At 58.3% G+C, this 12,881-nt stretch carries 10 protein-coding genes; 4 read left to right on the top strand and 6 right to left on the bottom strand.

From position 1 onward, the window contains the following. The first annotated feature begins 72 nt into the window (after nt 1-72). Nucleotides 73-891 (top strand): posphoenolpyruvate synthetase regulatory kinase/phosphorylase PpsR, encoded by an 819-nt coding sequence (gene ppsR, locus DQN55_RS05900; RefSeq protein WP_048377854.1) that lies wholly within the window; start codon nt 73-75, stop codon nt 889-891. Nucleotides 892-920: 29 nt separating this feature from the next. Here the strand turns inward: ppsR and prpD are convergent, their stop codons facing one another. The 6 genes from prpD to DQN55_RS05870 form a co-directional block, all read right to left on the bottom strand. Then, nucleotides 921-2,411, bottom strand: coding sequence for a 2-methylcitrate dehydratase (gene prpD / locus DQN55_RS05895; RefSeq protein ID WP_048377855.1), 1,491 nt, complete (start codon nt 2,409-2,411; stop codon nt 921-923). A 168-nt stretch (nt 2,412-2,579) separates the two neighbouring features. Then, nucleotides 2,580-3,770: a 2-methylaconitate cis-trans isomerase PrpF gene (gene prpF, locus DQN55_RS05890; protein ID WP_048377856.1), complete on the bottom strand. Its 1,191-nt coding sequence runs from the start codon at nt 3,768-3,770 to the stop codon at nt 2,580-2,582. A gap of 47 nt (nt 3,771-3,817) precedes the next feature. Then, nucleotides 3,818-6,409 (bottom strand): Fe/S-dependent 2-methylisocitrate dehydratase AcnD, encoded by a 2,592-nt coding sequence (gene acnD / locus DQN55_RS05885; protein ID WP_048377857.1) that lies wholly within the window; start codon nt 6,407-6,409, stop codon nt 3,818-3,820. A 73-nt stretch (nt 6,410-6,482) separates the two neighbouring features. Beyond that, complete coding sequence (gene prpC / locus DQN55_RS05880; RefSeq protein ID WP_048377858.1) at nt 6,483-7,610, bottom strand: bifunctional 2-methylcitrate synthase/citrate synthase; 1,128 nt, start codon at nt 7,608-7,610, stop codon at nt 6,483-6,485. 145 nt (nt 7,611-7,755) lie between these two features. Next, a complete protein-coding gene (gene prpB / locus DQN55_RS05875; RefSeq protein ID WP_048377859.1) occupies nt 7,756-8,643 on the bottom strand; it encodes a methylisocitrate lyase in 888 nt (295 codons plus the stop codon). Then, nucleotides 8,640-9,362, bottom strand: coding sequence for a GntR family transcriptional regulator (locus tag DQN55_RS05870; protein WP_048377860.1), 723 nt, complete (start codon nt 9,360-9,362; stop codon nt 8,640-8,642). The genes prpB and DQN55_RS05870 overlap by 4 nt, the downstream gene beginning before the upstream one ends. 285 nt (nt 9,363-9,647) lie before the next feature. On the opposite strand from DQN55_RS05870, the gene rloA reads away from it, so the two are divergent. From rloA to DQN55_RS05855, 3 genes are read left to right on the top strand one after another with little or no spacing between them, the layout of a single operon-like run. Beyond that, complete coding sequence (rloA, locus tag DQN55_RS05865; RefSeq protein WP_048377861.1) at nt 9,648-10,184, top strand: retropepsin-like aspartic peptidase RloA; 537 nt, start codon at nt 9,648-9,650, stop codon at nt 10,182-10,184. A gap of 5 nt (nt 10,185-10,189) precedes the next feature. Further along, the gene (gene rloB, locus DQN55_RS05860; protein ID WP_048377862.1) at nt 10,190-11,722 is read left to right on the top strand and encodes an osmotic stress tolerance membrane protein RloB; all 1,533 of its coding nucleotides are present in this window, start codon (nt 10,190-10,192) and stop codon (nt 11,720-11,722) included. Continuing rightward, the gene (locus DQN55_RS05855) at nt 11,722-12,705 is read left to right on the top strand and encodes an alpha-L-glutamate ligase-like protein (RefSeq protein WP_048377863.1); all 984 of its coding nucleotides are present in this window, start codon (nt 11,722-11,724) and stop codon (nt 12,703-12,705) included. The genes rloB and DQN55_RS05855 overlap by 1 nt, the downstream gene beginning before the upstream one ends. Nucleotides 12,706-12,881: the final 176 nt, after the last annotated feature.

Below are 12,881 nucleotides of genomic sequence, written 5' to 3'. Positions count from 1 at the left end.
CTGCCATTCAGGGCGACAAAATCGCGCCTATCATATCCAAGATTTGTCACCAGCTTAAGGCCCAAGGCGCAAATGAAACGATCTGCTTTCTTTATCTCCGATGGTACCGGCATTACCGCCGAAACCCTCGGCCAAAGTCTGTTGGCACAATTCGAAAATGTGTCTTTCAGCAAATTCACACGCCCATATATAGACAGCGCCGAAAAAGCCCGGGCAATGGTACAACAAATCAATAACGCCGCCGATAAAGACGGTTTTCGACCAATTATCTTCGACACCATCGTCAATCAGGACATCCGTGAGATCCTCGCAACGTCCAATGGTTTCATGATCGACATCTTCTCAAGCTTCCTCGCACCGCTGGAGCAGGAGATAGGCGAACACTCTTCGTACTCGGTCGGCAAATCCCATTCGATCGGCCATAACTCCAACTATATGGAGCGTATCGAAGCCGTGAACTTCGCCCTCGACAACGACGATGGCGCCCGCACCCACAAATACGACAAGGCGGACCTGATTCTGGTCGGCGTATCGCGCTGTGGCAAAACCCCGACCTGCCTTTATATGGCCATGCAATTCGGCATCCGAGCAGCCAACTACCCGCTGACCGATGACGACATGGAAAGCCTCAAGTTGCCTGCAGCATTGCGCGAACACCGGCACAAGCTGTTCGGCCTGACGATCGATCCTGACCGCCTGACCGCCATTCGCAATGAGCGAAAACCCAACAGCCGCTACTCCAGCTACGCCCAGTGCGAGTTCGAAGTGCGTGAGGTCGAGCACCTGTTCCAGCGCGAAAACATCCCGAACATCAACTCTACGCACTTTTCGGTAGAAGAAATCTCGGCCAAGATCCTGGTCGAAAAAGGCGTAGAGCGGCGGTTCAAATAACCCTCACGTAACCCGGCCGTAGCCGCTGGCTACGGCTCAATCACGAACAAATCCACAAACCGGTTAACCGGTGTCGCTTCCAGCTTTGCCTGATCCTGATACAGCTCAAAAATTTCGGTGCAGCGCGGCCCTTCAAAGCGCGTTGCCAGGTTGGCCATGAACTTCTCTCCCAGCAACGGGATTCCCTCTGCGCGGCGGCGACGATGGCCAATCGGGTACTCCACCTCGACTTTCCCGGTGCTCGAACCATCCTTGAAAAACACCTGAATCGCATTGGCAATCGAGCGTTTGTCTGCCTCCAGATATTCGCGGGTGTAACGCGGATCTTCAACGATCAGCATCTTTTCCCGCAGCTCATCAATGATCGGATGCTGGGCATGGAAGTCGTCTTCGTACTGCTCAGCGACCAGAGTGCCAAAAGCCAGCGGTACGGCGGTCATGTATTGAATGCAGTGATCGCGATCCGCCGCATTGGCCAATTTGCCCTGCTTGGAAATGATCCGAATCGCCGATTCGTGGGTTGTTATCACGATTTTCTCAATGTCGTGCAATCGATCCTTGACCAAGGGGTGCAGGGTCACTGCAGCTTCACACGCGGTTTGGGCATGGAACTCGGCCGGAAAGCTGATTTTGAACAGCACGTTTTCCATAACGTAAGTGCCATAGGGCTGTGACAGCTTGAACTGGCGCTGATCCGCGGGCTTGAGCGCAAGGTCCTTGTTGGTGTGGCTGAACGAGACATCGTAGAACCCCCACTGCGGCGCGGTCAGCACGCCGGGGATACCCATTTCGCCCCGCAGTGCGATATCCGCAAGGCGCACACCGCGACTCGATGCATCCCCTGCCGCCCAGGATTTGCGTGACCCCGCGTTCGGCGCATGACGATAGGTGCGCAGCGCCTGCCCATCGACAAAGGCATGGGACAACGCGGACAGTAGCTGCTCACGACTGGCCCCCATCAGCTTCGCGCAAACCGCCGTCGACGCGACTTTGACCAGCAACACATGATCAAGCCCGACGCGATTGAACGCGTTTTGCAGCGCAATCACGCCCTGAATCTCATGCGCCATGATCATGGCATCCAGCACGGTACGCACTGTCAATGGTGCTTCACCCTTGGCCACACGTTTTTGTGACAGGTGATCGGCTACCGCCAGAATCCCCCCCAGATTGTCCGAAGGATGCCCCCATTCCGCTGCCAGCCAGGTGTCGTTGTAATCCAGCCAGCGCACAATGCAGCCGATGTCCCACGCAGCCTTTACCGGATCGAGCCTGAAACCTGTGCCCGGCACCCGCGCACCAAAGGGCACCTCTGTGCCCTCGACTATCGGCCCCAGATGCTTGGTGCACTCTGCAAAGCCCAGCGCCAGCAGGCCGCAGCCCAGTGTATCGGCCAGGCAATGACGCGCTGTATTCAGGGCTTCGGGCGAGGTGATGGTGTAGGTCAGGACATAGTCGGCAATGTCCTGCAAAACCTGGTCGTACTCGGGGCGGTTGTTGAGATCAACGTTGGCGCTCATGGGGCAGTCTCCAGCAGGAATTATTGAGAGTGGTCGTTCATCCTCAGGCTTATCGTGTTAATGCAGGTCTGGCGTGCCTGCTTGATGGATCCGAATCAACATCAACAGCCCTCACCCGGCCCCTCCCCGGAAGAGGAGGACTTGAGTGAGGACTAAGGGTTCACGCAATCAGAAGCAATCCCCCGGCACACGTACCCAGCCTTCCATCAGCACTCGCGCACTGCGGCTCATGATGGCCTTGGTGACAGTCCATTCGCCCTCCACCTGCCGCGCTTCGGCACCTACGCGCAAAGTGCCCGATGGATGACCGAAGCGCACGGCACTGCGTTGCTCACCGCCGGCAGCCAGGTTTACCAACGTGCCAGGGATCGCCGCCGCCGTACCGATGGCCACAGCCGCAGTGCCCATCATTGCATGGTGCAACTTGCCCATCGACAACGCGCGCACCAGCAGGTCCACACCTTGCGCACTTACCGGCTTGCCGCTGGACGACAGGTAATCCGCCGGGCCTGCGACGAATGCCACTTTAGGGGTGTGCTGACGCTTGGCGGCGTCTTCGAGCTTTTCGATCAGGCCCATGCGCAACGCGCCGTGGGCACGGACGGTTTCGAACATCGCCAGCGCTTTCGGGTCACTGTTGATGTCGTTCTGCAACTCTGTACCGGTGTAACCAATATCCCGCGCGTTAACAAAAATCGTCGGAATCCCGGCATTGATCATGGTCACCTTGAGCGTGCCGACACCCGGCACATCGAGGTCATCCACCAGGTTGCCAGTCGGAAACATCGACCCGCCGGCGCCCTCTTCGTCCGCTGCCGGGCTGAGGAACTCCAGCTGCACTTCGGCTGCCGGAAAGGTCACGCCATCCAGTTCAAAGTCACCGGTTTCCTGTACCGAACCATCGGTAATCGGCACGTGGGCGATGATCGTCTTGCCAATATTGGCTTGCCAGATCCGCACGGTGGCGATGCCGTTGTGCGGAATACGCGCAGCATCCACCAGGCCGCTGCTGAGGGCGAACGATCCCACCGCTGCCGACAGGTTGCCGCAGTTACCGCTCCAGTCCACGAATGGCTTGTCGATGGCGACCTGACCGAACAGGTAGTCGACATCATGCCCGGCGCGCTCGCTTTTGCTCACGATCACCGTCTTGCTGGTGCTGGACGTCGCCGCGCCCATGCCGTCGATTTGTTTTTCGTAAGGATCCGGGCTGCCGATGACCCGCAATAACAAGGCATCACGGGCTGCACCCGGTACCTGTGCGACCTCAGGCAGGTCGAGCAGGCTGAAAAAAACACCTTTACTGGTGCCGCCCCGCATATAGGTTGCGGGGATTTTTATTTGAGCTGCATAGGCCATAAAACACAGTCCTGTTGAGGCCGGGGCACCAGGCCCCGGCGCTATGATCAAGCGGTAGCCGATTCCAGGAAGTCCTGGGCAAAGCGCTGCAACACGCCACCCGCTTCGTAGATCGAGACTTCTTCAGCGGTGTCCAGACGGCAGGTGACCGGCACCTCAAGGCGCTCCCCGTTTTTGCGGGTAATCACCAGCGTCAGCGTGGCACGCGGTGTGCGCTCACCGATCACGTCGTAGGTTTCGCTACCATCGATCTGCAAGGTTTTACGGTCAGTACCCGGCATGAACTCCAATGGCAGTACCCCCATGCCCACCAGGTTGGTGCGGTGGATCCGCTCGAAGCCTTCGGCGGCGATAGCCTCGACCCCGGCCAGACGCACGCCCTTGGCCGCCCAGTCACGAGACGAGCCCTGACCGTAGTCGGCACCGGCAATGATGATCAGCGGCTGCTTGCGATCCATGTAGGTTTCAATGGCTTCCCACATGCGCATCACTTGACCTTCAGGCTCCAGGCGGGTCAGCGAACCCTGCTTGACCTTGCCATCCTCGATCACCATCTCGTTGAACAGCTTGGGGTTGGCGAACGTGGCGCGCTGAGCGGTCAAATGGTCACCACGGTGGGTGGCGTACGAGTTGAAGTCGACCTCCGGCAGGCCCATTTTCGCCAGGTATTCACCGGCAGCGCTGTCGAGCATGATCGCGTTGGATGGCGACAGGTGATCGGTGGTGATGTTGTCCGGCAGTACCGCCAGCGGGCGCATGCCCTTGAGCGGACGAGCCCCCGCCAACGCACCTTCCCAATACGGCGGACGGCGGATGTACGTGCTCTGCGGGCGCCAGTCGTACAGCGGCTCGACTTTCGGGCCGGTGTCTTCGTGAATGGCGAACATGGGAATGTAAACCTGGCGGAACTGCTCCGGCTTGACCGAGGCTTTGACCACCGCATCGATTTCTTCGTCGCTCGGCCAGATATCTTTCAGGCGGATTTCCTTGCCATGGGCATCCAGGCCCAGCACGTCCTTTTCGATATCGAAACGGATGGTCCCGGCAATGGCGTAGGCGACCACCAGCGGCGGGGACGCCAGGAAGGCCTGTTTGGCGTAAGGGTGAATTCGCCCGTCAAAGTTGCGGTTGCCCGACAATACGGCGGTGGCGTAGAGGTCGCGGTCGATGATTTCCTGCTGAATGACCGGATCCAGTGCGCCCGACATGCCGTTGCAGGTGGTGCAGGCAAACGCCACTACGCCAAAACCCAACTGCTCAAGTTCATCGGTCAATCCGGCTTCATCAAGGTACAGGGCCACGGTTTTCGAACCTGGCGCCAGGGACGACTTGACCCACGGTTTACGGCTAAGCCCCAGCTTGTTGGCATTGCGCGCCAGCAGGCCTGCAGCAATTACGTTGCGCGGGTTACTGGTGTTGGTGCAGCTGGTGATGGCGGCAATGATCACTGCCCCGTCGGGCATCTGCCCCGGGACATCGTCCCATTGACCGGCAATACCCTTGCTCGCCAGATCGCTGGTGGCAACCCGGGCGTGCGGGTTACTCGGGCCCGCCATGTTGCGTACGACGGATGACAGGTCAAAGCTCAGGCTACGCTCGTATTGCGCGCCTTTGAGGCTATCACCCCACAACCCCGTGACCTTGGCGTAGTTTTCCACCAGCTGTACTTGCTGGTCTTCACGGCCGGTCAATTTGAGGTAGTCGATGGTTTGCTGGTCGATGTAGAACATTGCCGCGGTGGCGCCGTATTCAGGGGCCATGTTGGAAATGGTGGCACGGTCGCCCAGGGTCAGCGCACCGGCGCCTTCGCCGAAGAATTCGAGCCAGGCACCCACGACCTTTTGCTTGCGCAGGAATTCGGTCAACGCCAGCACCATGTCGGTGGCGGTGATGCCCGGCTGCAACTTGCCGGTCAGCTCGACGCCGACGATTTCCGGCAGGCGCATCCAGGAGGCCCGACCGAGCATGACGCTTTCCGCTTCGAGGCCGCCAACACCAATGGCGATCACTCCCAGCGAGTCAACGTGCGGGGTATGGCTGTCTGTACCGACGCAGGTGTCAGGGAAGGCAACACCGTCGCGCACCTGGATCACCGGAGACATTTTCTCCAGGTTAATCTGGTGCATGATGCCGTTGCCCGGCGGGATCACATCGACGTTCTTGAAGGCCTTTTTGGTCCACTCAATAAAGTGAAAGCGGTCTTCGTTACGACGGTCTTCGATGGCGCGGTTCTTTTCAAACGCCTCGGGGTCATTACCGCCACACTCCACGGCCAGCGAGTGGTCGACGATCAATTGGGTCGGCACCACCGGGTTCACCTGAGCCGGATCACCGCCTTGCAGGGCAATGGCATCACGCAGACCGGCGAGGTCGACCAGCGCGGTCTGGCCCAGAATGTCGTGGCACACCACACGCGCCGGGAACCATGGGAAATCCAGGTCACGTTTGCGTTCAATCAGTTGGCTCAGCGAAGCATTCAGAGTCGCCGGATCGCAACGACGCACGAGGTTCTCGGCCAGCACACGAGAGGTATACGGCAGCGTGTCGTAAGCACCGGGCTTGATCGCATCGACAGCCGCACGGGTGTCGAAATAATCCAGCCGGGTGCCCGGTAGTGTTTTACGAAATTCAGTATTCATGGCGTGGGACTCGATCACGGGGTGTTCAGGGGGACAACGGCAGCCGGGACACGGGCCGCCGAGCCCCTGCTTGTCAGCGACGTTCGATTGGCACGAACTTGCGCTGTTCGACGCCGATGTACTCGGCACTTGGGCGAATGATGCGGTTATTGGCCCGCTGTTCGTAGACGTGCGCGGCCCAGCCAGTCAGGCGCGAGCAGACAAAGATCGGCGTGAACAGCTTGGTCGGGATGCCCATGAAGTGGTACGCCGAGGCATGGTAGAAGTCGGCGTTGGGGAACAGCTTCTTTTGCTCCCACATGGTTTTGTCGATGGCTTCGGACACCGGGAACAGCACTGTGTCACCCACTTCATCCGCCAGTTTTTTCGACCAGCCCTTGATCACCTCGTTGCGCGGATCGCTGTCTTTATAGATTGCGTGGCCAAAGCCCATGATCTTGTCTTTGCGCGCCAGCATCCCGAGTGTGCCTTCGACCGCTTCCTGTGCAGAACCGAAACGCTCGATCATTTCCATCGCCGCTTCGTTGGCACCGCCATGCAGCGGGCCGCGCAGCGAACCAATGGCCGCGGTAATGCATGAATACAGGTCGGACAATGTCGATGCGCAGACCCGCGCAGTGAATGTCGAAGCGTTGAATTCGTGCTCGGCATACAGGATCAGCGAAACGTTCATCACTTTGACGTGCAGCTCGCTCGGTGTCTTGTCATGCAGCAAATGCAGGAAGTGACCACCGATAGACTCTTCATCGGTCACGCAGTTAATGCGCTTGCCATCGTGGCTGAAGCGATACCAGTAGCACATGATCGCCGGGAAGGCGGCCAGCATACGGTCAGTGACATCGCGCTGACGGTCGAAGTCGAGCTCCGGTTCCAGGTTACCCAGGAACGAGCATCCGGTACGCATCACGTCCATCGGGTGGGCGTCGGCCGGAATGCGTTCCAGCACCTCTTTCAACGCTTGCGGCAGGTCTCGCAGCTTTTGCAGCTTGCCCATATAGGCCGCCAGCTCGGTTTTAGTCGGTAGTTCGCCGTAAAGCAGCAGATACGCCACTTCTTCAAAACGGGCTTCGGCAGCCAGCTCGCGGACGTCATAACCACGATAAGTCAGCCCGGCACCTTCCATGCCGACGGTCGACAGAGCCGTTTGACCGGCCACCTGGCCACGTAATCCGGCACCACTCAATACTTTTGCTTCGGCCATGGTTCTTCTCCAATTTTTGTATTTATGACTGTAGGAGCCAGCTTGCTCGCGAAGAACGCAAAGTCATCGCGTATCTCCAGGGTTCCCGCGTTATCGCTGACGATTTTCGCGAGCAGCCACGCTCCTGCAATTGAATGGACTGGGTTTATTTCTTGGCAGCAAACAATGCATCCAGCTTCTGTTCAAAGTCGTGATAGTTGATGGCGTCGTACAGTTCCATACGGGTTTGCATGGTGTCGATCACGCTTTGCTGGGTGCCGTCACGACGAATGGCGGTGTATACGTTTTCTGCCGCCTTGTTCATCGCACGAAATGCCGACAGCGGGTAGAGCACCAGCGACACGTCAGCACCGGCCAGTTGTTCGGTGGTGTACAGCGGCGTCGCGCCGAACTCGGTGATATTGGCCAGAATCGGCGCTTTCACCCGATTGGCGAACAGCTTGTACATTTCAAGCTCGGTGATGGCTTCAGGGAACACCATGTCGGCGCCCGCCTCGACACACGCCGCGGCACGTTCAAGGGCAGACTCCAGACCTTCTACCGCCAGCGCATCGGTACGCGCCATGATCACAAAGCTGTCATCGGTACGGGCATCGACTGCCGCCTTGATGCGGTCAACCATCTCCTGCAGCGAGACGATTTCCTTGTTCGGGCGATGACCGCAACGCTTGGCTCCGACCTGGTCTTCGATGTGAATCGCCGCAGCACCGAACTTGATCATCGATTTCACAGTGCGGGCTACGTTAAACGCCGACGAACCAAACCCGGTGTCCACGTCCACCAACAGCGGCAGGTCGCACACGTCGGTGATTCGGCGCACGTCAGTCAGTACGTCATCCAGGCCGGTAATGCCCAGATCAGGAACGCCCAGGGAGCCCGCAGCGACACCTCCGCCCGACAGATAGATCGCCTTGAAGCCGGCACGCTTGGCCAGCAATGCGTGGTTGGCGTTGATCGCGCCCACAACTTGCAGAGGGTGCTCACTGGCGACTGCATCACGGAAACGCTGGCCTGGACTGTTTTTATTGCTCATGACTCACCTCGTGGAGTGGCTGTCTGCTGGGCGCTGTCTTGGTAGTGACGCGCAATATTGCGTTTCGACGCACCGATATGTCGGCGCATCAACAACTCGGCCAATTCGCCGTCGCGATCGGCAATGGCATCGAGAATCCGGTGGTGCTCGGCGAACGCCTGATGCGGGCGGTTGGGGGTCGCGGAAAACTGGATGCGGTACATACGCACCAGTTGATACAGCTCCCCGCAAAGCATCTGGGTCAGCGTGCGGTTGCCGCTGCCTTGAATGATTTTGTAATGAAAATCAAAGTCACCCTCTTGCTGGTAGTACCCGACACCCGCCTGAAACGCCTCATCACGCTCATGGGTTTCCAGTACGCGGCGCAGCTCGGCGATGTCTTCATCGCTCATGCGCTCGGCAGCCAAACGACAGGCCATGCCTTCGAGGGATTCGCGGATTTCATACAGTTCGATCAGTTCGGCGTGGCTCAACGAGACCACGCGTGCGCCCACATGGGGCACACGGACCAGCAGGCGCTGGCCTTCAAGACGGTGAATCGCTTCGCGCAAGGGGCCACGGCTGATGCCGTAAGTACGTGCCAGCTCAGGCTCGGAGATCTTGCTGCCCGGAGCAATATCGCCTTTGACAATTGCGGCCTGAATACGCCGGAAGACGTTCTCGGACAAGGTTTCCGAATCGTCTTGGGAGATCACGGCAGGCTCTAGTGCTTCCAGCATATTGTCGACACCTTGAAAATCAATAGCGCCAAAACTAGCCATTTAAGCGCTAACGGTCAAAGGATATTTGAACATTGTCGACAATCGTCTAATGAAAGGCCTTTTTAATTGATCTTTTCATATAGGCCGCCGCAAACAGGTCTCAACGCTGGCGCCATAAAAACATCATGTTAGAATGCCGCCGCATCGCCCTGCCCCGCCTTATAGTGGGCAGCCGCACGAGGAACTTGCGCTGTACTGCCAGTCGCCTTGAACTGAAGATTGCAAGAGACCGCGCTCTGATTTATGAAATTCATCCCCCTCTCTACCCTTCTTTGCCTCCTGAGTTTGCCGGGCCTGAGCCATGGCAGCGAAAAAACCGTGTATGGCCTGAATGAGTACGCCGAGCTGGCCGGCATTGACCTGCAAGTCGCTGCCAAACTCGACACCGGCGCCAAGACCGCCTCCCTCAGCGCGCGCGACATCAAGCGCTTCAAGCGCGATGGAGAGAGCTGGGTGCGCTTTTACCTGGCCATTGATGATGCCCACTCGCACCCTATCGAACGCCCTCTGGCCCGCGTCAGCAAGATCAAACGCCGCTCGGGGGATTACAATCCCGAGTCAGACAAAAACTACACTTCGCGCCCAGTGATTTCGCTTGAAATCTGTATGGGCAAAGCTTTACGCACAATAGAAGTGAACTTGACTGACCGAAGCGCGTTCCAATACCCGCTATTGATTGGCTCCGAAGCACTAAAACGCTTTGATGCGCTGGTCGACCCCAGTCTTAAATACGCTGCTGGCAAACCTGCCTGCGCCGCCAACGCTCAAACCGCAGAGTAATTGAAATGCGCGCTCTTACCCTTCACTTGAAAATATTGATCACCATCCTTGTGGTGCTGGGCATTTCGATCACGGCCTATCAGATTTTCGCCCTCGGCATCCCGGTGACCGAAGACGCTACCGACGATTTGTGGAACATCGACGCCAAGGTCGAATTCGTCGCCAACTCGAAAGATCCGGTCAAGGTCCAGATGTTCGTACCGCCGCTCAACCGCGACTACGTCAGCCTGAACGAAAGCTTTATCTCCAATAACTACGGGGTGAGCGTTAACCGGGTTGACGGTAACCGCAAGGTCACGTGGTCAGCACGCCGAGTCAGCGGTAAACAAACCCTCTACTACCGCCTGGTATTGACCAAGCGTTACTCGGGTGACAAAACCAAGGTCAAAGGACCGGTATTCCGCGACAGCATCGCCGTCGAAGGCCCGGAAAAAATCGCTGCCGAAGCGCTTCTGGCCCCCATTCGCCAGCACTCGGCTGACGTCGAAACCTTTATCAGCGAGACCATCAAGCGCGTCAGCAACCCGAACGATGACAACGTGAAACTGCTGCTGGCGGGCGACCCTTCGACGCCGCACAAAGCTCAGATCATCGAACTGCTGCTGTCGATTGCTCACGTACCGCTGGAAAAAGTCCACACCATCCGCCTGGTCGCCGATCAGCCGCAAAGCCCCGAGCTGTGGCTGCGCAGCTTCAATGGTAATGACTGGCTGTATTTCAACCCGGAAACCGGCGAACAAGGCCTGCCTTCTGATCGCCTGTTGTGGTGGGTCGGCGACGAGCCGATGGTCACCGTTGATGGCGGCAAAAAACCCGCTGTTACCTTCAGCCTGAACAACAGCGAAATGAACGCCATTCGCCTGGCCAAGCTGACAGATGAAAACACCGATGCCAGCTTCCTCGAATACTCGTTGTACGGCTTGCCACTGCAGACACAGCAAACCTTCATGATCATGGTCGTGATCCCGATTGGCGTACTGGTCATTCTGGTACTGCGCAACCTGATCGGACTGCAGACGCTGGGGACGTTTACGCCGGTGCTGATCGCCCTGGCGTTCCGCGAAACCCAACTGGGCTTCGGAATCATTCTGTTTACGGTGATTACCGCCCTCGGATTGACGTTACGCTCCTACCTTGAACACTTGAAACTGCAGATGCTGCCAAGGCTATCGGTCGTGCTGACATTCGTGGTGATGCTGATCGCAGCCATCAGCCTGTTCAGTCACAAGCTCGGCCTGGACCGTGGCCTGTCGGTAGCGCTGTTCCCGATGGTGATTCTGACCATGACCATCGAACGCCTGTCGATCACCTGGGAAGAGCGCGGGGGCGGCCACGCAATGAAAGTCGCAGTCGGCACCCTGTTCGCCGCCTCCCTGGCGCACCTGATCATGAGCATCCCGGAACTGACCTACTTCGTGTTCACCTTCCCGGCGATTCTTCTGATCCTGGTAGGTTTCATGCTGGCCATGGGTCGCTACCGCGGTTACCGCCTGACCGAACTGGTGCGCTTCAAGGCTTTCGTGAAGGCTGATTCCTGATGTTTGGCCTGTGGAAGACCTGGAAAGCCCTGGAAGCCAGGGGCATCATGGGCATCAATCGGCGCAACGCGGATTACGTACTCAAGTACAACAAACGCAGCCTGTACCCGATTGTGGATGACAAGATCATCACCAAGGAACGCGCCCTCCAGGCCGGCATCCACGTGCCGGAAATGTATGGCGTGATTTCCACCGAGAAGGAAATCGACAAGCTCGACGAAATCATCGGTGGTCGCAGCGATTTCGTGATCAAGCCTGCGCAAGGCGCGGGCGGCGATGGCATTCTGGTTATCGCCGACCGTTTCGAAGACCGGTTCCGTACCGTCTCGGGCAAGATCATCAGCCATGAAGAAATCGAATATCAGATTTCGAGCATCCTGACCGGTTTGTACTCCCTGGGCGGTCACCGTGACCGGGCGCTGATCGAATACCGGGTAACCCCCGACCAGATCTTCAAAAGCATCAGCTACGAGGGCGTGCCGGACATCCGCATCATCGTCCTGATGGGCTACCCGGTGATGGCCATGTTGCGTCTGCCAACCCGCCAATCGGGCGGCAAGGCCAACCTGCACCAGGGCGCAATCGGTGTGGGCGTGGACCTGGCCACCGGCCTGACGCTGCGCGGCACCTGGCTGAACAACATCATCAGCAAGCACCCGGACACCACCAACGCGGTGGATGGCGTGCAACTGCCCAACTGGGACGGCTTCATGAAGCTGGCCGCCGGGTGCTATGAGCTGTGCGGCCTGGGCTATATCGGCGTAGACATGGTGCTCGACCAGGACAAGGGGCCCCTGATCCTGGAGCTGAACGCGCGTCCCGGCCTGAATATCCAGATTGCCAACGACTGTGGCCTCACACTGCGCACCCACGCCGTAGAAGCCCACATTGAAAAACTGGCAGCCCAGGGCATCAAGGAAACAGCCGAAGAGCGCGTACGCTTTGCCCAGGAATTGTTTGGGCATATTCACACCAACGATTGACCTGCAGCCGCTGCCGCAGGCTGCGTCCGCACGCGTAGCGGGCGTAGCCCCTGAGTACCGGACCCAACCGGTACACTACAGAATCAGGCTTTACGACGACTTCGTCGCCGGACGTAGCCTGCGGCAACTGCTACGGGGACACGATTGGCTTTGCCGCCCCCCACAAGACTACAATC

The sequence above is a fragment of the Pseudomonas taetrolens genome (assembly GCF_900475285.1).
GTDB lineage: Bacteria > Pseudomonadota > Gammaproteobacteria > Pseudomonadales > Pseudomonadaceae > Aquipseudomonas > Aquipseudomonas taetrolens.
Note: the sequence above shows the minus strand (reverse complement) of the source record. Positions and strands in the feature narration are given on the sequence as shown.

Bases quoted from the DNA above. Each gene is read 5' to 3' on its own strand.
- rloA (WP_048377861.1), top strand. From the start codon at position 9,648: ATGAAATTCATCCCCCTCTCTACCCTTCTTTGCCTCCTGAGTTTGCCG.
- DQN55_RS05855 (WP_048377863.1), top strand. From the start codon at position 11,722: ATGTTTGGCCTGTGGAAGACCTGGAAAGCCCTGGAAGCCAGGGGCATC.
- prpB (WP_048377859.1), bottom strand. From the start codon at position 8,643: ATGAGCAATAAAAACAGTCCAGGCCAGCGTTTCCGTGATGCAGTCGCC.
- acnD (WP_048377857.1), bottom strand. From the start codon at position 6,409: ATGAATACTGAATTTCGTAAAACACTACCGGGCACCCGGCTGGATTAT.
- prpD (WP_048377855.1), bottom strand. From the start codon at position 2,411: ATGAGCGCCAACGTTGATCTCAACAACCGCCCCGAGTACGACCAGGTT.
- DQN55_RS05870 (WP_048377860.1), bottom strand. From the start codon at position 9,362: ATGCTGGAAGCACTAGAGCCTGCCGTGATCTCCCAAGACGATTCGGAA.
- rloB (WP_048377862.1), top strand. From the start codon at position 10,190: ATGCGCGCTCTTACCCTTCACTTGAAAATATTGATCACCATCCTTGTG.
- ppsR (WP_048377854.1), top strand. From the start codon at position 73: ATGAAACGATCTGCTTTCTTTATCTCCGATGGTACCGGCATTACCGCC.
- prpC (WP_048377858.1), bottom strand. From the start codon at position 7,610: ATGGCCGAAGCAAAAGTATTGAGTGGTGCCGGATTACGTGGCCAGGTG.
- prpF (WP_048377856.1), bottom strand. From the start codon at position 3,770: ATGGCCTATGCAGCTCAAATAAAAATCCCCGCAACCTATATGCGGGGC.